This window comes from Nevskia soli DSM 19509 (assembly GCF_000711955.1).
Classification (GTDB): Bacteria; Pseudomonadota; Gammaproteobacteria; order Nevskiales; family Nevskiaceae; genus Nevskia; species Nevskia soli.
In genome coordinates, this window is the sequence record NZ_JONR01000008.1 from 1 (window position 1) to 16,464 (window position 16,464).

The 16,464-nt window shown below is 66.8% G+C and carries 20 protein-coding genes and 1 pseudogene; 10 read left to right on the forward strand and 11 right to left on the reverse strand.

What is annotated here, in order from left to right; translation table 11 throughout:
* Positions 1 to 420: 420 nt before the first annotated feature.
* The 3 genes from BP26_RS0104385 to BP26_RS31010 form a co-directional block, all read right to left on the reverse strand.
* On the reverse strand, positions 421 to 693 hold the full coding sequence (locus BP26_RS0104385; protein ID WP_029919366.1) for a hypothetical protein: 273 nt from the start codon (positions 691 to 693) through the stop codon (positions 421 to 423).
* 120 nt (positions 694 to 813) lie between these two features.
* Complete coding sequence (locus BP26_RS0104390; protein WP_051748294.1) at positions 814 to 1,203, reverse strand: c-type cytochrome; 390 nt, start codon at positions 1,201 to 1,203, stop codon at positions 814 to 816.
* Between the two features lie 76 nt (positions 1,204 to 1,279).
* Positions 1,280 to 1,615, reverse strand: coding sequence for an NIPSNAP family protein (locus BP26_RS31010; protein WP_029919368.1), 336 nt, complete (start codon positions 1,613 to 1,615; stop codon positions 1,280 to 1,282).
* A 247-nt stretch (positions 1,616 to 1,862) separates the two neighbouring features.
* On the opposite strand from BP26_RS31010, the gene BP26_RS0104400 reads away from it, so the two are divergent.
* Entirely contained in the window at positions 1,863 to 2,564 is a 702-nt protein-coding gene (locus tag BP26_RS0104400; RefSeq protein WP_029919369.1) for an ArsR/SmtB family transcription factor, read from the forward strand.
* Between the two features lie 41 nt (positions 2,565 to 2,605).
* Here BP26_RS0104400 and BP26_RS27305 read toward each other — a convergent pair whose 3' ends face one another.
* The gene (locus BP26_RS27305; RefSeq protein WP_051748296.1) at positions 2,606 to 3,625 is read right to left on the reverse strand and encodes an AraC family transcriptional regulator; all 1,020 of its coding nucleotides are present in this window, start codon (positions 3,623 to 3,625) and stop codon (positions 2,606 to 2,608) included.
* Positions 3,626 to 3,736: 111 nt separating this feature from the next.
* On the opposite strand from BP26_RS27305, the gene BP26_RS0104410 reads away from it, so the two are divergent.
* Together BP26_RS0104410 and BP26_RS0104415 are read left to right on the forward strand one after the other, a co-directional pair.
* The gene (locus BP26_RS0104410) at positions 3,737 to 5,233 is read left to right on the forward strand and encodes a flavin monoamine oxidase family protein (protein ID WP_084182796.1); all 1,497 of its coding nucleotides are present in this window, start codon (positions 3,737 to 3,739) and stop codon (positions 5,231 to 5,233) included.
* A gap of 100 nt (positions 5,234 to 5,333) precedes the next feature.
* Complete coding sequence (locus tag BP26_RS0104415; protein ID WP_245611707.1) at positions 5,334 to 6,677, forward strand: adenylate/guanylate cyclase domain-containing protein; 1,344 nt, start codon at positions 5,334 to 5,336, stop codon at positions 6,675 to 6,677.
* A gap of 112 nt (positions 6,678 to 6,789) precedes the next feature.
* On the opposite strand, the gene BP26_RS0104420 is transcribed toward BP26_RS0104415, so the two are convergent.
* On the reverse strand, positions 6,790 to 6,990 hold the full coding sequence (locus tag BP26_RS0104420) for a hypothetical protein (RefSeq protein ID WP_029919373.1): 201 nt from the start codon (positions 6,988 to 6,990) through the stop codon (positions 6,790 to 6,792).
* A gap of 309 nt (positions 6,991 to 7,299) precedes the next feature.
* Complete coding sequence (locus BP26_RS29170) at positions 7,300 to 7,746, reverse strand: hypothetical protein (protein ID WP_157572351.1); 447 nt, start codon at positions 7,744 to 7,746, stop codon at positions 7,300 to 7,302.
* A gap of 31 nt (positions 7,747 to 7,777) precedes the next feature.
* Between BP26_RS29170 and BP26_RS0104425 the strand changes: the two genes are divergently transcribed.
* A complete protein-coding gene (locus BP26_RS0104425; protein WP_157572352.1) occupies positions 7,778 to 8,698 on the forward strand; it encodes a CPBP family intramembrane glutamic endopeptidase in 921 nt (306 codons plus the stop codon).
* A gap of 29 nt (positions 8,699 to 8,727) precedes the next feature.
* Here the strand turns inward: BP26_RS0104425 and BP26_RS30290 are convergent, their stop codons facing one another.
* Positions 8,728 to 9,756 carry a YXWGXW repeat-containing protein gene (locus BP26_RS30290; RefSeq protein ID WP_051748298.1) on the reverse strand — a complete coding sequence of 343 codons (1,029 nt, stop codon included), beginning with the start codon at positions 9,754 to 9,756 and terminating at the stop codon, positions 8,728 to 8,730.
* A gap of 162 nt (positions 9,757 to 9,918) precedes the next feature.
* Here BP26_RS30290 and BP26_RS0104435 point away from each other — a divergent pair, with 162 nt between their 5' ends.
* Positions 9,919 to 10,341 carry an OsmC family protein gene (locus tag BP26_RS0104435; RefSeq protein WP_029919376.1) on the forward strand — a complete coding sequence of 141 codons (423 nt, stop codon included), beginning with the start codon at positions 9,919 to 9,921 and terminating at the stop codon, positions 10,339 to 10,341.
* Positions 10,342 to 10,416: 75 nt separating this feature from the next.
* Here BP26_RS0104435 and BP26_RS0104440 read toward each other — a convergent pair whose 3' ends face one another.
* A complete protein-coding gene (locus tag BP26_RS0104440; RefSeq protein WP_029919377.1) occupies positions 10,417 to 10,830 on the reverse strand; it encodes a hypothetical protein in 414 nt (137 codons plus the stop codon).
* Between the two features lie 220 nt (positions 10,831 to 11,050).
* Here BP26_RS0104440 and BP26_RS0104445 point away from each other — a divergent pair, with 220 nt between their 5' ends.
* A complete protein-coding gene (locus BP26_RS0104445) occupies positions 11,051 to 12,271 on the forward strand; it encodes an MFS transporter (protein WP_029919378.1) in 1,221 nt (406 codons plus the stop codon).
* Positions 12,272 to 12,320: 49 nt separating this feature from the next.
* Here the strand turns inward: BP26_RS0104445 and BP26_RS0104450 are convergent, their stop codons facing one another.
* Positions 12,321 to 12,527 (reverse strand): hypothetical protein, encoded by a 207-nt coding sequence (locus BP26_RS0104450; protein WP_029919379.1) that lies wholly within the window; start codon positions 12,525 to 12,527, stop codon positions 12,321 to 12,323.
* 102 nt (positions 12,528 to 12,629) lie between these two features.
* Positions 12,630 to 12,968: a hypothetical protein gene (locus tag BP26_RS0104455; RefSeq protein WP_029919380.1), complete on the reverse strand. Its 339-nt coding sequence runs from the start codon at positions 12,966 to 12,968 to the stop codon at positions 12,630 to 12,632.
* Between the two features lie 40 nt (positions 12,969 to 13,008).
* On the opposite strand from BP26_RS0104455, the pseudogene BP26_RS26385 reads away from it, so the two are divergent.
* The 4 genes and pseudogenes from BP26_RS26385 (at position 13,009) to BP26_RS0104480 (ending at position 15,848) form a co-directional block, all read left to right on the forward strand.
* A pseudogene (locus tag BP26_RS26385) lies at positions 13,009 to 13,298 on the forward strand (ArsR/SmtB family transcription factor).
* A gap of 506 nt (positions 13,299 to 13,804) precedes the next feature.
* Positions 13,805 to 14,308: a hypothetical protein gene (locus BP26_RS0104470; protein ID WP_029919381.1), complete on the forward strand. Its 504-nt coding sequence runs from the start codon at positions 13,805 to 13,807 to the stop codon at positions 14,306 to 14,308.
* Positions 14,309 to 14,430: 122 nt separating this feature from the next.
* A complete protein-coding gene (locus tag BP26_RS0104475) occupies positions 14,431 to 15,543 on the forward strand; it encodes a hypothetical protein (RefSeq protein WP_157572353.1) in 1,113 nt (370 codons plus the stop codon).
* 20 nt (positions 15,544 to 15,563) lie between these two features.
* Positions 15,564 to 15,848 (forward strand): hypothetical protein, encoded by a 285-nt coding sequence (locus BP26_RS0104480; protein WP_157572354.1) that lies wholly within the window; start codon positions 15,564 to 15,566, stop codon positions 15,846 to 15,848.
* Positions 15,849 to 15,859: 11 nt separating this feature from the next.
* Here BP26_RS0104480 and BP26_RS0104485 read toward each other — a convergent pair whose 3' ends face one another.
* Positions 15,860 to 16,201, reverse strand: coding sequence for a chitin binding peritrophin-A domain-containing protein (locus BP26_RS0104485; protein ID WP_029919384.1), 342 nt, complete (start codon positions 16,199 to 16,201; stop codon positions 15,860 to 15,862).
* Positions 16,202 to 16,464 lie beyond the last annotated feature (263 nt).

Sequence of the window (16,464 nt, forward strand, 5' to 3'; positions counted from 1 at the left end):
TCGGTGTTTACTCGGTCCCCTGCGCTTCTCGGCCAAGGTGGGCGTTTTAGACAGGCCATCCCTGGCCTGTCTAAAACGGCTTCGGCATCCATGCCTCGCCCGCGTCTGCGCGCGGCTGTTCCACCTTGGCCTGCGATGCTCGGCGCAGCCACACGGGGAGGGGTAAATCAAAAGCACAGCAAAAGCGCAAAGCAACGTCAAAAGCCGAAGCGTCGCTCTTGGGCGCTCCTTCGCCCTCTTCGTCATCCCCGCGCAGGCGGGGATCCAGTTTTGCTGAACGCAATGTGCTTGCCGAACAACGTCGTACGCGCATCGCTCGCCGCATGCGTGCCAACAAAAACCCTTGGCACACATGGCACGCATGGAGAAAAACGCGACTTTTTACACCAGCAAGCAGGGCGAATTAGCGCAACAAGAACCCTAAGCCCCCGATCCCGCCATCCGCTTCTCCATCGTCCGCATCAACCAGTCAAACCCGCGATCGGAAGTAAACCGCCGCAACGCCAGAATCATCTTCGCCCCGCCACCGGTGGCATAGCGCGTACGCGGCCGCTGCGCGCGCAAGGCCCCGGCGATGGTAGCGGCCATCACTTCCGGCGGCGAAGCCATGTTCGATTTGTCGGCACCTTCGAACATGCGCGCATGCATCTGCGCCTGCTCGCGGTAGGCGGTTTCGCCCGAGTGCTTCAGCATGCTCTCCGGCGCGGACGCTGCGGCCCTTCGGGCCAGCGCCCGCAAGCAATACTCTCCCCGCGGCTGCTTGTACCAGTTTGGATGTGGGAGAGGTTGTGAAGGTTTGAAGCCGGAGCGGCCTCAGCGCTGCCCGTTTTGACCCAGGATGTATTCGACCGTGATCTTCAGGTCATCGTCCGACAGGCTCGCCCCGGCCCCGCCGCGCGGCGGCATGTCCCCTTTGCCCTTGATGGCCGAAGCGGTCAGCGCGTCGACCGATCCCGCCTTCTCCAGCCGCGCCTTCCAGTCGGCGGCGCCGAGCTTCGGCGCCCCGGTGAAGAAGGCCCCGAAGCCCGAGCTGTGGCAGCTGGCGCAGGACTTGTCGTAAATCGCCTTGCCCTTGCTGCCGGGATCCGCGCCTTGCGCGAAGGCCGGCTGCGCCAGCAGCAAAAGCGTGCCGATGCAGGCCGGCCGCAGGATCGAGTCAATGCGACGGCGGCGATGCCGATGGAAGGAAGCGAAGCGATTCATCGGGAGACTCCGGAGCGAACGGCATCCTAATCCCCGGCAAGCTTCCGGCCAAGCGGCTGCTTCTTCGCAAGCTGGCTCAGCCCTTCACCGCGGGAATGCCGAATGTCCCGTCGACCACCTCCACGAAGTTGCGCTCCTCCTTCAGGATGAAGCGCTTCTCCTGCGAGAAGGCGAAGTTCTTGCGCCCCTCGGCATCGGTCTTCAGGCGCGCCCGGTAAGCTTCGTAGGCGGCGAGGCTGTCGAAGGCGATCAGGCCCCAGGCGATGTTGTTGGTGCCCTCGTAGGGCAGGAAGTAGCCGAGGAGATGGCCGCCGCAGCGGGGGATGATGCGCCCCCAGTTCTCCGCGTACTCCTTGAAGGCCTCGCGCTGGAACGGGTCGATCTCATAGCGGATGAAACAGCTGATGGTCATGCTGGCGGTCCTGTCTGGCTGGAGGAGGGAAGCCGGAGTCACCGGTACATCGGCGCGCAGGGCGGAGGCATCCAAGGCGGTCGCCGCCGCCGCGCCGGCGATCAGGCCCCGCGCGAGAAAGGCGCGACGCGTCAGCAGCGGCGGTGCTTCATCCCCGTCGCCTGCACCTTCCCCGCCTGGTCCGCCCGGCTTCATGCGCCGCAGTCTCGGCGTTGAGCCGCCGCAACACTTCGCTTACCATCAAAGCATGAATGCCGACCCGGTCGAAGTCAGCGTTTCCGCGCTCGCCGCCGCCATCGCCGAGCCGGCGCGTACCCGCATGCTGTGCTGCCTGATGGACGGCCACGCCCGCACCAGTACCGAGCTGGCCATCGTCGCCGAGGTCAGCCCCTCCACCGCCAGCGTGCACCTGGCCAGGCTCAAGCAGCAGCGCCTGGTGAAAGTCCTGGCCCAGGGCAAGCATCGCTACTACAGCCTGGACAACGGCCGCGTCGCCGCCCTGCTCGAATCGCTGATGGGCTTGGCCGGCAACCCGCGCGACCGCTTCGTCCCCAACACCCCCACGCGCCTGCGCGCCGCCCGCACCTGCTACGACCACATGGCCGGCGCCCTGGCCGTGTCGCTGCACGACCGCCTGCTGCAACTGGGCTGGCTCTCCGCCGGCGCGGGCGAGGGTTCCTACGAACTCACGCGGCTGGGCGAACGCGCCCTGACCGGCCTCGGCATCGACGTCGATGCCCTGCGCGCCCAGCGCCGCCACTTCGCCTACGCCTGCGTCGACTGGAGCGAGCGCCGCCCGCACATCGGCGGCGCCATCGGCGCGGCCCTGCTGAAAATCGCCCTGCAACGCAAATGGGTGGAGAAGGATCTGGACAGCCGCGCCCTGGGCGTGACGCGGGCGGGGCGGCGTGAGTTGCAGGCGCGATTTGGTGTGAACGCGCAGGAGTAGCCTATCGGCAAGCCGCGTCGACCGCCGGCGCTATGGCCGCCCTACGTTCTCTGCCGGTGCCGCCGCGGCGCCACCTGGTGCCAGCGCTGGTAGGAGCGGGTGAAGGTGGCGGATTCGGAATAGCCCAGCAGCTGCGCGATATGCGCCATCGACAGCCGCGTCCCCAGCACGTAGCGCTTCGCCAACTCGCGTCGGGCGCTGTCGAGCAGCTCGCCGAAGCCCGCGCCGGCCTGGGCCAGCTTGCGTTGCAGGGTGCGCGGGGACAGGTCGAGGCGGCGCGCCACCGCGTCGAGCGAGGCCTCGCCGCCGGGCAGCAGGGCGGCGATGACGCAGCCGACGATGCCCACCAGCTCCGCCGTTTCCAGTCCGGCGCCGAAGCCGGATTCGACATAGCTGCCGAGCTGTCCGAACAGCGCCGCATCGGCGGTGACGATCGGCATCTGCCGGATCGAGCGGCCCAGCACCACGCGGTTGGCCGGCCGGCCGAAGCGCACCGGGCAGCCGAACAGGGCGCGATGCTGCGCGGTGTCCGCGGGCGCCGCGTGCTCGAAGCTCACTTCCAGCGGCGTCAGTCGGCTGCCGACCGCGGTGCGCACCGCGGCGACGATGCAGGCGATGCTGAACTCCGCGTCCTGCCGCCGCTGCGCCGGGTCGTCCACCGGCGCCGTGTAATACAGCTCCACGCCGCCGGTCTCCGCCACCACGCCGAAAGCCTGGTCCTGGATCAGCCGGCCATGGCGGTCGAGCGCCTCGATCATCACCCCGGCGGTGGGCGCCGCCAGCAGCAGGAAGCCGGCCGTGCCGAGATCGCCCGGGTGATGCCGTGCGCCGAGGCGCAGGCCGAAATCGTCGCGGCCGCTGAGCAGGGCGCCGGCCTGCAACAGCGCGCCGGCATGCTGCACCGGGGCCAGCGTGGCATGCGCCAGGCTGCGCCGGCAGGCCGCATCGACCTGTGCGTGGATCGCCTCGTCGCGCACCCCCAGCTCGCGGCATAGCTGCGCCATGCGCGACAGCGAGGCGGTCTGGAACAGCGGTGGGTCGGTGGCGGTTTGCGGCTGCATCGGCGGTGCTCTGAGGAAGCCAATTGTTGCGGCAGCCTGTCGCGCAAAGTCAATTATCCGTTTCGTCCCTGGCCTACAGTGCGTACACCATCAGCCCAGCCCCATCCGCCCATGACCCAGCACAGCGACCAGCCTTCCAACCCCAAGCGCCGCCAGCTGATCCAGTCCGCCGCCGCGGCATTCGGCGCCGCCGCGCTGCATGCGCCGGCCGCGACGGCAGGCAGCCACGCGGCGGCAAGCAGTAGCGCGCCGCTTGCGGCCGCACCGTCCGAATCGGTGGATGTCGTCGTAGTCGGGGCCGGCCTTTCCGGGTTGACGGCGGCGCGTGAACTGATGCGCAAGGGACATACGGTTGCGGTACTGGAAGCGCGCGACCGCGTCGGCGGCCGTACCTGGACCATCCCGGTGGGTGCGCGGCGTTATGACATCGGCGGCCAGTTCGTCGGCCCCAGCCAGGACCGTGTGCGCGCCCTGGTGAGCGAGTTTGGCCTGCGCCTGCAGCCGGTCTACAGCGACGCCAGGCACATCTGGGAGCTGCCCGACCAGCGCATCGAGTTCGCCGGCGCGGTGCCCTCGCTGTCGCTGATCGACAAGATCGACCTCGGCCGCCTGATCGACAGGATGAACCGGATCGCGCAGGCGGTCGGCACCACCGCGCCCTGGGCCGCGCCGGATGCGGCGGCGCTCGATGCCATGACCCTGGCGCAATGGGTGCGCGAACACAGCTTCAGCGAATCCACCCGCCAGTTCGCCACCATCATGACCCGCGCCGTCCTCGGCGCCGATCCCGACGAAATCTCGGTGCTGTACTGGGCCTATTACGTGGCGCAGGGCGACAGCATCGAAATGCTCATCGGCGGTGCCGGCGGCGCGCAGGACAGCGTCATCGAAGGCGGCTCGCAGCAACTGTCCCTGCGCATGGCGCAGGAACTGGGCGCCGCGGTGCGGCTGTCGCAGCCGGCGCGCCGCGTGGCGCAGGTCGCGGACGGCGTGGACGTGTTCACCGACACCGCGCGCATCCACGCCCGCTACGCCATCCTCGCCCTGCCGCCCGCCATGGCGGCTGGCATCGCCTTCGAACCCGGCCTGGCCGGCAATCGCCGCGAACTGCAAAGCCGCGCGCCGATGGGCCGCTACGCCAAGGTGGTGCTGACCTACGACAAGCCCTTCTGGCGCGAGCGCGGCTACGCCGGCGACGTCGGCAGTCTGCAAGGCCCGGTGGTCGCCACCTACGACGACTCGTCCGCCGAAGGCAGCGCCCTGCTCGGTTTCATCGGCGGCGATTCCGAACGCGCCTGGCGCAGCCTCTCCGCCGATGCGCGCAAGGCCGCCGTGCTTGATTGTTTCGCCCGCTGGTTCGGCCCCGACGCGCGCAAGCCCCTGGCCTATGCCGAGAAGGACTGGACCCTCGACGACTGGACCAACGGCGCCCCCGCCACCATCCTGCCGCCCGGCGTGCTCAGCCGCCTGGGCCCGGCCCTGCGCCAACCCATCGGCCGCATCCACTGGGCCGGCACCGAAACCGCCCTGCGCTGGACCGGCTACATGGACGGCGCCATCCGCGCCGGCGAGCAGACCGCAAAGGATGTGCTGGGCCTGCTGGGATAAGCCGCGACTCCCGCGTCTGCGTTAAAGTGCCGCATGCGCCGTCCCGCCGGCGCCCATAAAGCGACGGCCATGACGCGCCGCCAGGCCCGGGGAGGGATGCATGTCGACTGTGCGTGAGCTGTCGCCGCTCGGCATCTCGGCCGGCGACTTCATGTCGCAGAACCTGGTCAGCCTGCTGGCCCTGGGCATGGCGCTGGCTTTCATCTCCGCCGACCGCGATTCGCTCAGCAGCCGCTGGCTGGCGCTGTTCTTCGTCGGCCTGGGTCTGTCCATCGACCTCAACATCGTGGTCGGTGAGCAGTGGGCCATCAGCGTCGCCCTGCACGGCTGGTTCTCCCTCACCGAAGGCATGTCCTGCATCGCCCTGCTCGAATGGATCCTGCTGGTGCGCCGTACCGTGCCGGCGCAGGACCTGGATACGCGCTTCGGCGATGCGCTCCTGCGCCTGGGCCAGGCGGCGGCGGTGCTGTACTGCGTGCTGTCGGTCCTGTTTCCGGAGAAGCGCCTGCTCGATTTCCTCGGCGCTCTGAATCATGAGAACGCCTTCCTGCGCTCGGGCTTCTGGATGTTCGCCACGCCGATCATCGTCATCGGCTACGCCAGCCTCACCTCGATCATGCTGCTGCTCAACCGCCGTCCGGACAAGGCGGAGCGCGTGCGCATCCTCTCCATGGCCTTCGCCATTCCCTGCTTCATCACCGGCCTGGTGCTGCCGCTGCGCTACAACACCGTTCCCATCATGCTCGGCCAGATGATCTTCCTGGTCGGCTCGGTGCGCTACCACGTGCTGCAAGGCCAGCGCGGGCAATTCATGTCGCGCTTCCTGTCGCCGCAGGTGGCGAAGCTGGTGGCCGAGCGCGGCCTCAAGACCGCCATGCGCGAAAACCTGCTGGAGATCACCGTGGTCTGCTGCGACCTGCGCGGCTTCACCGCCTACGCCGAAGCGCAACCTTCCGCCCGCGTGCTGCAGGTGCTGCGCCAGTACTACGACGCGGTCGGCGCCGTGGTCGCCGAATACGGCGCCACCATCAAGGACTTCGCCGGCGACGGCATCCTCATCCTGGTCGGCGCGCCGATCCCGATGCGGGAGCACGCCAGCTGCGGCATGGAGATGGCGCGGCGCATCCGCAGCGTCGGCGTGGAGCTGACGCGCGAATGCAGCACCGGCACGCACGCCCTGGGCATCGGCGTGGGCGTCGCCAGCGGCGCCGTCACCGTCGGTGTGATCGGCGCCACCTCGCGCCTGGAATACACCGCCGTTGGCTCCGCGGTGAATCTCGCCTCGCGCCTGTGCGAGCACGCCGCCCATGCGGAGATCCTGCTCGACGGCCGCACCGTGGAGCTGGCCGGCGCGCTGGGCGAGGGTTGCCGCCTGGAAGCGCGCGCGCCGCTCATCATCAAGGGCTTCAGCCGCGAGATTGTCTGCTATACCGCTTTGGCCTGATCTGGAAACGGCTGGGCCATCGGCTCCGCCGCACCCGCAAGGAAGTATTCAAAACTTCGATTGCAGGAAGTCCGGTCGGCCGCTGAAGCAATAGAGCAGGTCCAGGTCGCGTTCATTTCACTTCCCGGCTCTTGCGCAGATCGGCTTCGATCGCCGCGCGCAGTTCCGGCGTGATCTCCAGCAGTACTTTCTGCCCCAAGCGCTGTGCTTCGATCACGCGGCCGCCATTTGCATCGCCCTGCTTGGGCAATTCGTAGCAGACGATCTCGCCGTCATAGGCGATGACGCCGCAAGGGCAGCGCGAAGCGCTCATGCCCTTGCGTACTCCACAGTGCGGATACGCCGGTGGACCGGCGCCGCGGTCCGCATGAGGGCGAGGGTGCGAATCGTGATGTGCATGCGCGCAGTGTGGCGGAAGCCGGTGCATCACGAAAGGGCGGCGCGGCGTGCGAGCGGTGCCCATCACGAGCAACCGGCATCCAGTCAGGCGCCCCCGTGCGAGGAAAACGCAACGCAGCACCAGCGACCATTCAAGCGGGGTCGCAGTGCCTGCTTTGCAGAAACGACGACAGCCGGCTTGCCGCGGGACCGCAAGCATGTCCCGCGGTGCCGGTCGCCAACTTCAGTGCGTGCTGGTCGTGGAAGTGGTCGACGAGCCGTTGTTGTCGGAAGACCCGGCAACGATCGCCCCGATCACCACGGCCGTCACGACACCGGTCACAACTGCCGTGGTGGTCGAGCCGGCTGCCGTGTTGGAAGCAGCCGTGGTGGAACCGGCCGCGGTGCCGGTTGGGTCGTCTGCGAGAATGGCTGGACTGCCGAGAACTGCGGATACCAGAAATACCGCCCCAAGAGCCGTTTTCATGTCTCCCCCTGTCCTTAGTTTTTTGGCGGCGCCGAAGATCCCTTCTCCATGCGCTCGCGCATAAGCTATACCCAATTTCGCGTTCTGCCAAATGCTGCATTGCGGCGAAAAGACGCTATAAAACAGTGCAATGCCTGCCGCCGATGTCGCGGCACGGCAGTCGCCGCGGCGCGCACATCCAGCACGGCCTGTGAGCGCATCCAAGCAGGGTCATCCAGGATTTCCGGAAACCTTCATGCCCGCTGTATTGCGCAATCGCGCCCTGTGGTTGTTCGTGCTGGCTTACTGCCTGAGTGTCGGCGTGCTGGCCGCCGGAGGGCGTCCGCTGGAGGACACCATCGGTGTGCTGGTGATCTTCGGTCTTGGCCTGCCGGCATTGGCGCTGCTGTGCTGCCTGCGCCTGCCGCCGCCGGGAACGCCGGCGCCGCCGCTGCGGCACGAGGCATCGATCCTGCTCGCGCTGCTGCTGGCGGTGACCTTGTTCCTCGCCGTCAAGGGTTATCTGCTCGGCTCGCTGTTGCCGGCCGCGCCGGATCCGCGCTGGCACGATGCGGTGAATACACTGCTCAAGCTCGCGGCCTTCGTCGCGGTGCCGGCCCTGGTGCTGCGCCTGGCCCACGGCGCCTGGCCAACGGCCGGATCGGTGACGGCCGGGCGCGCCCGGCTGTGGCTATGCTTCCTGGTACTGGGCGTGATCGCGGTGGCGGTGCAGTTCGTCGTCGGCACCGGCGCGCGGCAACTGCTGGCGCCGGAAGTCCAGGCGCGACACTGGGTGCTGGGTGTCCTGCTGTGCTTCGCCTGGATGTCGCTGGAGGCTGGGCTGGTGGAGGAGTTCTTCTTCCGCCGCCTGCTGCAGTCGCGGCTGGCCGCGTTGACCGGATCGCAGGTCTCCGCCGTCTGCCTGGCTGCACTGGCCTTTGGCCTGGCGCATGCGCCGGGCTTCTGGCTGCGCGGCGCGGGTGCCGACGAAGGCCTGGGCATCCATCCCACCCTGCTCACCGCAGCGGCTTACAGCATCACCATGCAGGGCGTCGTGGGCCTGTTGTTCGGCGTGCTGTGGGCGCGCACGCGCAGCTTCACGCTGGTGGTGGCGCTGCACGGCCTGATCGATGCGGCGGCCAATGCCGCCGGGTTCATGGATACCTGGAAACTCTGACCGCCGCGCCGCCTGGCCCAGGAGTTGTACTAACCGCCGGGGCGTCCGTGCTCATGCGATTCCTGCGCGGCGTGTTGCGGTTGCTGATGTGATTCCTGCTGTGGTTGCGCCTGTTGCTGCGGGCGCTGTGCTTGTTGCGGATGTTGTTGCTGCTGCGGCCGCTGTTCCGGCTGGGGGTGTGACTGCTGCGGCGGGCGCGAGGCCTGCACCGGGTGCGGCTGCTGCTCCGGCCGCGGCTGCACTGCTGGACGCGGCTGCACCGGACGGTCCGGCTGCGCCTGCGGACGCATCGCACCGGCTGCATGCTCGTGATCCACGCGTGTTTCCGCCGGCGCCGCCTGCGGGCGGGCGACCGCGGTGGGCCGCTGCATGGCAGCCGGGCCTCTCGCTTCCGGCCTTCCGCCGCCGGCGTCCGCCGGCCGCTCATGATTCGCCCCCTCCTTCCCGCCGTGATTGCCGCGCGCCTCCTGCTCGTGCCGCGACTGCTCGGCGGTCGCGTCGACATGGTGTTCCTGCGCCATCGAGCGTTCCTCGCCGCTTGGCGCGGCATGGGTGCCGCGGCTGCCCCCGTTGAAGCTGACGCGATTGACCGTGCTGTTGTTCACCCGTTCGTTGTAGGTATTGTGAACATTGCCGTTACCGATATTGTTCACCGCGCGGTTGTTGTCGAAGCGGCCATTGTTCCAGCGCCCGCCGTCATAGCCGCGCCCACCGTAGCCGTGGCCGTAGTTGACGCCGCCGTAGAAGCCGATGTGCGGGCCCCAGTACCCGCGGTTCCAGGCGTAGGCGCCATCGTTCCAGACCCAGTAGCCCGGCGTCCACAATACGCCCTCGGACGGCGGCATGACCCAGGCGCCCGCCACCCAGTAATAGCCCTCGTCGCCGTAGGCCCAGTAACCGGGCGTCCAGATGTAACCGTCGCCCGGCATCACCGGCTGCTCGTAATCCTGCAACTCGGGCGGCGCGATGGTGATCGAAATGCCGATCTGCGCGAAGGACGCGCCCGGCGCGGCAAACAGCGCCAGAGCCAGGGCCAGTGAACCGAGTTTGTAGGGCATGGAATGGCGCCTCCGCGGAAAACCGGAGTAAAGCGCGCTGGCCGCGGCGGCGTCTGTGCGACAGCGTACGTCCCGCCTGTCGCAATGTTTTCACGCAAGCGGTGTCCAATCAGGTGCCGCGAGGGGTAAAGCGGCCTTCATTCACCGATCGAGGAGCAGCACGTGAAAAAGAAAGCATGGGCAGTCTGGAAGGGCGGCATCAAGGATGGCGGCGGCACCATTTCCACCGAAACCGGCGTGCTGAAGGAAGCGCCTTACGGCTTCAAGTCGCGCTTCGAGGACGGCAAGGGCACCAATCCCGAGGAACTGATCGGCGCCGCCCATGCCGGCTGCTTCTCCATGGCCCTGTCCCTGATGCTGGGTGAAGCCGGCCTGACCGCGGACAAGATCGAGACCCACGCCGAAGTCACGCTCGACAAGGTCGGCGACGGCTTCGAGATCACCGCCAGTCACCTCACCGTGGTCGCCACCATCCCCGGCGCGGACGCGGTGAAGTTCGCCGACATCGCCAACAAGGCCAAGGCCGGTTGCCCGGTGTCGAAGCTGATGAAGGCCAAGATCACCATGGACGCGAAGCTGGCCTGACGTCCCGAGGCAGTGCTTCAACAGGCCGGCGTGCATCTCACGCCGGCCTGCTGCTGTCTGTAACGCGCACACTCGTCAAGGCCAGAAATCCACCGCCAGCGGAATGGTGATGCCGATGCCGATGGCCACCGGCTCGGTGACGCCGTGGTGCGTGATGGTGCTCACATTGCTGCCGACCACGCCCAGTTCGACGCAGTCCATCACGGTGAGCACGATTCTTTTGGTGCGCGGCGTAGCGTTACCGTGCGCCACGATGTAGCCGATAGCGTAGCGCGCCACGCCGCTGGCTACGATCAGGCCATCTGCCGGATGTTTGCCGAGCAGGGGATTGCCTTCCTCCATGCCGAGGTTATGCACCGCGATATGCGTGGTCAGCATGTCCGCCGTGACGGCGGCGTAGTCGAGGTATTCCAGCTGCTTCACGCGTGTTGTGTCATCGGCGAACGCTGTGCACGGCAGCAGTGCGCACAGGATCAGTGCGAGTCGCATATCGGCTTCCTTGCCTTGCGCGGGATTTGTCGCGGACTTGAAAAAAGCAATATCCGCACCAGATGACGGATGCGTTTCCTCTACGTTGCAGGTCGGCGCATTCAGGCCCGCATCGACGGCAACCGTTTCATTTCTGCACCGCCAACCCGCGGCGTCTGCAACAGGCTTTCACGCCATCCGGCGCAAACACTTAAAATTGCGCCCTGTCCGGAGTCCCGCATTGCCTTCTTCCGCACCCCTCACCACCACCGGCGCCGAGCCTACGCGCGTCTCCACCGGCCTGGTGCTGCTGCTCGCCGCCGCCTGCGGCATCATCGTCGCCGATCTGTACTACGCCCAGCCCCTGGTCGGCCCGATCAGCGCCGCCATCGGCCTCGATGCGCGCGCCTCCGGCCTGGTGGTGACGTTGACGCAGATCGGCTACGGCCTGGGCCTGCTGTTCATCGTGCCGCTGGGCGACATCATCGAGAATCGTCGCCTGGTGGTCAGCGCCCTGCTGGTGGTGTGCTGCGCCGTGCTGGTTGCCGGCCTCTCCCGCAGCGCGCCGCTGTTCCTCGCCGCGGCCTTCGTGCTGGGGCTCAGCTCGGTGGCGGCGCAGGTGCTGGTGCCCTACGCGGCGCACCTGGCGCCGCCGGAGGAGCGCGGCCGTGTGGTCGGCAATGTGATGAGCGGCCTGCTGCTCGGCATCATGCTGGCGCGGCCGCTGTCCAGCCTGATCGCCGACGCCTGGGGTTGGCATGCCGTGTTCCTCGCCTCCGCCGGGCTCATCTTCGTACTGGCGATTACCTTGCTGCGCGTGCTGCCGCCGCGCCGGCCCGCGCCCGGGCCGCGCTATGGCGCCCTGCTGCGCTCGATGTGGATGCTGGTGCGGACCACACCGATCCTGCGCCGCCGCGCCCTCTACCACGCCTTCCTGTTCGCGGCGTTCAGCCTGTTCTGGACCACCGTGCCGCTGCTGTTGGCCGGTCCCGCCTTCGGACTGACGCAGAGAGGCATCGCCTGGTTCGCCCTGGTCGGCGTCGGCGGCGCGGTGTCTGCCCCTATCGCGGGGCGTCTTGCGGACCGCGGCTGGAGCCGTCCGGTGACCGGCGCGGCCATGTCCTGCGTGGCGCTGGCCTTCCTGCTGTGCCAGGGCCGCCACGACGGCTCGCTGTTCTCGCTGCTGGTGCTGGGCGCGGCAGCGGTGATTCTCGATCTTGGCGTCGCCGCCAACCTCGTCTCCGGCCAGCGCGCCATCTTCGCCCTCGGTGCCGAGTACCGCAGCCGCCTCAACGGCCTGTTCATGGCCACCTTTTTCCTCGGCGGCGCGGCGGGATCGGCGCTGGGCGCCTGGAGCTATGCCGTGGGCGGCTGGAGCCTTGCCGCCTGGCTCGGTTTCGCCGCGCCGGTGCTGGCGTTGCTGTACTACGCCACCGAGTTCCGTGCGTCCCGCGCTACATAAACCTTGGCGATAACGTTTTCCGGTAGCGTCCGTCGGCGCCGTCGGCGTCTTAGTTGCGCTTGCCCTGTTTCGGGCCAGCGCGGCCCGTGGCGCCGGTTCCGCGCCGCGGCGCCGGCCTGGCCGGGTCCGCGATGGGTGAGCGACGCTCCTTCTCGCGCAAGGACACGGCGATGAAGAAGGCTTCCGCTTCCTCCCGCGTCTTGAAGGTGTAATCGCCCCGGTCCGTCTTGACGATGTTGTGGATGAGTGTGCTCATGTCGGTCCTCCGTGGACACCCGAGTACTTGTGACCACGGATTCACGCAGCCATTCCCGCCAGATGGCCCACCGGGTGGGATTTGTGCGACAGCCGGTGGAGCTCAGGCCTTGTCGAGGCGGCGCAACAGCGCCTGCGCCTTGGCCAGGGCCGCCGGGTTCTGCTCCGGCTCATGTTGCAGGCGCCGCAAGGCTTCGCCCAGATCGGCCTGGGCTTCCGCGCGTTGGCCTTCGAGCAGGTCGAGTTGCCCGCGCAGCAGGAAGGCCTGGCCCACCGAGTCCATGATGTTGGCCGAGGCGCGGAAATCGCTGGTGGCCTGGTCCAGCAGCGGCCGCGCCTCCCGGCGCGAGGCCTCGCTGTCCTGCAGCAGCAGCGCCCACGACAGGTTGGTGGCCCGTTCCGCCCAGAGCGTATTGGTGCGCGGATACTTCTTCTCGGTCAACGCCAGCGAGCGGTCGCCTGATATCAGACACAGTTGATTGATGTATCTATCGTACCGCCTGCGGATCACGGCGGCGCTGACTTCGGGTGGCCGCAACTACGTCAGCCAGCTCGCCCGCCAAGTCGGCATCAGCCGCCCTCTGCTGCATCTCCACCTGCAGAGGCTGGAAGAGGTCGGGCTGGTCACCAGCAAGCTCGAGCTGTCCCGCGACGGCAAGGCAAGGCCCTGAACTATTTCGAGGTCGCCGACTTCGCTTTCGAACTCACGCCGGCGGCCGTCGTCAAGGCCGCCAGGACCCTGACCGCCGTGTCCACCAAGTCCGACCACTGAAAGGAAGTGCCATGTCCGAATCCCTGTCCCTCATCACCATCGGTCTCGTTCCCGTGACCATCCTGCTGGTCTTCGGCATGAAATATTTTTCGAGCGCCTTCCAGGCGCACCGCTGGCGAGCTTGAACGATTGCGGCAGCAGCCCTGGGGCGACCAGCGCCAGCACCGAGAACAGCCAGGCGGCGGCGGTGCCCAGGGCAATCACGCTGAACATATTGAGGTTGCGCGCAAGCAGCGACGAAAAACATCTCCGGAGCCCGCTGATCGAGCGGAATGGTGACCACGGGACGCGACGGCGCTTGGCACCAATGATAGGCAAAGCAGGTCGCTTTCCCTCAGCAGGGCGATTGATCTAACTCAATGCCGCACCGTCGAAGAGCACATAACCTCAACTCGATTCTGCGGCGAGCGGTGACGTCAGGCTTCCAACTATTACGCGGACTGAAGGAACTGCCAGGCCTCCAGTTCAACCGTCCAAGGCAATTTCGTTACTCAGGAGTGTTTACAATGTTTTCAAAATTGAAAATCGCTGCTCTGCCGGCAATCATGTGTCTTGCTGCCACCGCGGTCGTTTACGCTGATGACCGGGCCGCTCCGGGGCCTGCCGCACCGCAATCGAGCACGTCGGGCGAGGATCACATGATGATGGATCACTCGCCGGCTGACGGCAAAAGCATGAACAAAATGAAGGATAAGGGAGTACCCATCCATCATGCGGGCGACGAGCCCAAGGCGGATGCCGGCTCGCCGGGCGAGGATCATATGATGATGGGGCACTCGCCGGCCGACGGCAAAGGCATGAGCAAAATGAAGGACAAGAAGAGTTCCATCCATCACAGTGGTCAGAAACCCAAGATGGCTGCACCGGACACGCAGGGCGAGGATCATATGATGATGGACCACTCGCAGGCCGATGGTAAAAGCATGAGCAAAATGAAGGACAAGACCGTCCCGATCCATCACAGCGAAGCTGCCCCGGCGACGGCCCCCGATGCGACGCCGAAACCGTAGACGCTCGGTATCGCAGCGCCATATCAATTGAATTTTGAGAACTCCGGCACCGGCCGGAGTTTCTTTTTGGGGCAATGCGTCGAAAGCTTCCAGCGCTGCGCCAAAAACTGCAAGGCTATGACATGAGAGAGACTCTCGCCCAGGTCACGCAAGTTCCGGCGGTGCTGGGCGACTCTGTGCCGCTCTCGCAGACTGCGTTGCGTCTGGTCTCAGAGGGGATACACGCGTTATGGGAACGAATCGTAGTCGCGGACAGGGGTGCGGATGTTTCCCCGTTGCTGCTCAGTTATGACGTGCACCCCGGCGCCGAGGGTCCGGTACTGATCGAGATCAACACCAATGCCGGCGGCGTCCTGGCTGCCATTGCAGCGGCACGGCAGGTCAACGACTGCTGCGCGCAGTGGGAGCAGGAACAGTTGCAGGGGCGCCTGCTGGATCTGTTCCGGCGAGACCTGCTCGGTAACGAACCGCGGCAGGCTGGCGTGGTGGCGATCGTGGATGATGCCTTGGCGACGCAACCACTGTTGAGCGAGATGCATGGGCTCGCCGCCATGATGCACGAAGAGGGCGCCGAGGTTCTGGTGATCGACGCAGCCGAATTGCGATACCACTCCGGTCGTTTGCGTTACGGTGACACGGCGATCGACCGCATCTATTGGCGCAGTACCGATTTCACGCTTGAACAGCCCCGCCACCGGGTCGTACGCCGTGCAGTGTCGGAGGGCACCACCGCGATCGCACCGTCACCGCAGGCCTATCGTGCCATTGCCGACAAGCGCCGCTTCGTGGAATGGTCACAACAGCCGGAACTGGCATGCGATGCCAGCAGCGGCCAGCGTTTCCGGATTGCGAAAACGGTCCCCATGAACTCGCGTCCGCTCGACGATTGGTACGCCGAACGCAAGGACTGGGTGTTCAAACCTGTATCCGGCCATGCCAGCCGCGGTGTCTATGTCGGCAAGAGCATCAGCCGGCACAAGCTGGCCGAACTGCCAGTGGACGAATACTTAGTGCAACGCTATTCGGCGCACCCGCAGCTGGATCGGAACGGCACAGCGTGGAAATACGATATCCGGTTCTTTGCCGATCGTGGCCAAATAATCGGCGCTGCCGCGCGCGTGTTTCGAGGGCAGGTGTTGGGCCTCAGTGCGCCGGGCAGCGGCTTCGCACCTATTCGCGTGGATACTATGTGCTGTCTCATTGGTGCCCTGACGCGTACAACAGTCCCCGGATGAGTTGTTCATCGTAGTAGCAATTGGCGCGAGGCCCGGTGCTGCGGGCGCGCCTGCTCGAATGTTTCGAAGCACAAGTAACGCTCGAGTGCCCGGCGGAAATCCATCACACGCTGGCGCCGCACGACGCGCAGACCCTGCTCAACCTCGGCGCATGCCTGCGCCTCGGCGATTCCCTGGCGCTGCTGGCCGCACTCGGCAGCGATGTGGGCGTGCACAACGACGACCATCAGGACCTGGGCTTCTCCCGGGCCCGCAGATCCTGCGTTGAGCGTCGGCTTACGGAAGGCGCAGTGCGCCTCCCGTAAGCCGCGCCGCATCATTTCTTCGGGGCGAGGCCGCTGCAGTCCGCATACGTCGCCACGGCGGGTGCGCTGCAGTAGGAAAGCGAGGGATCGTCGTCGCGGTTCTTCAGCTTGTCGAATACTTCGCCGGAAGGGCAGGGAATTTCGGAAGCGCTGTTGCGCGCGCAGGAGTAACGCACCCGGCAGTCCGGATGCGCATACGTGCCATCGTCCTTGCCGATACAGAAATTCGAATCGCCGTGGATCGCCGGCGCATCCGCGAACGAAGGTACGCCCGCCCAGGCCGAATTCGACAGCGCCGCCGCCGCAACCACGGTGGAACACGCCGCCAGGTGCCGCCAAGTCAACTTCTTCATCTACCGCCTCCTCTTCCGTGAACAATAGGGCCAGGCCGGTGCATAGCATCGCTTCCCGGGCGCGCCGGCTGGAAATGAAAGCGGGACGCGAAGTCCGGAAGACGGCGGGAGAAACGCTCCCGCCGCGCGCGGGGCCGCCGCCCCGGCCAGGGAACGGCATGCTCCGCGGTCCGGCATGACGGCCCACGATCGCGAGTTGGATGCGGCGGAGCGGGATTTGGATTGAATGAGGTGGAGGCGAACGACAAACGGCAGCCGGCGCC

Coding starts and splice junctions, on each gene's coding strand:
- BP26_RS0104440 (WP_029919377.1), bottom strand. CDS start 10,830: ATGCGACTCGCACTGATCCTGTGCGCACTGCTGCCGTGCACAGCGTTC.
- BP26_RS0104400 (WP_029919369.1), top strand. CDS start 1,863: ATGAATGCCGACCCGGTCGAAGTCAGCGTTTCCGCGCTCGCCGCCGCC.
- BP26_RS27305 (WP_051748296.1), bottom strand. CDS start 3,625: ATGCAGCCGCAAACCGCCACCGACCCACCGCTGTTCCAGACCGCCTCG.
- BP26_RS0104425 (WP_157572352.1), top strand. CDS start 7,778: ATGCCCGCTGTATTGCGCAATCGCGCCCTGTGGTTGTTCGTGCTGGCT.
- BP26_RS31010 (WP_029919368.1), bottom strand. CDS start 1,615: ATGACCATCAGCTGTTTCATCCGCTATGAGATCGACCCGTTCCAGCGC.
- BP26_RS0104390 (WP_051748294.1), bottom strand. CDS start 1,203: ATGAATCGCTTCGCTTCCTTCCATCGGCATCGCCGCCGTCGCATTGAC.
- BP26_RS0104415 (WP_245611707.1), top strand. CDS start 5,334: ATGTCGACTGTGCGTGAGCTGTCGCCGCTCGGCATCTCGGCCGGCGAC.
- BP26_RS0104385 (WP_029919366.1), bottom strand. CDS start 693: ATGCTGAAGCACTCGGGCGAAACCGCCTACCGCGAGCAGGCGCAGATG.
- BP26_RS0104410 (WP_084182796.1), top strand. CDS start 3,737: ATGACCCAGCACAGCGACCAGCCTTCCAACCCCAAGCGCCGCCAGCTG.
- BP26_RS0104420 (WP_029919373.1), bottom strand. CDS start 6,990: ATGAGCGCTTCGCGCTGCCCTTGCGGCGTCATCGCCTATGACGGCGAG.
- BP26_RS30290 (WP_051748298.1), bottom strand. CDS start 9,756: ATGCCCTACAAACTCGGTTCACTGGCCCTGGCTCTGGCGCTGTTTGCC.
- BP26_RS0104485 (WP_029919384.1), bottom strand. CDS start 16,201: ATGAAGAAGTTGACTTGGCGGCACCTGGCGGCGTGTTCCACCGTGGTT.
- BP26_RS0104450 (WP_029919379.1), bottom strand. CDS start 12,527: ATGAGCACACTCATCCACAACATCGTCAAGACGGACCGGGGCGATTAC.
- BP26_RS0104475 (WP_157572353.1), top strand. CDS start 14,431: ATGAGAGAGACTCTCGCCCAGGTCACGCAAGTTCCGGCGGTGCTGGGC.
- BP26_RS0104470 (WP_029919381.1), top strand. CDS start 13,805: ATGTTTTCAAAATTGAAAATCGCTGCTCTGCCGGCAATCATGTGTCTT.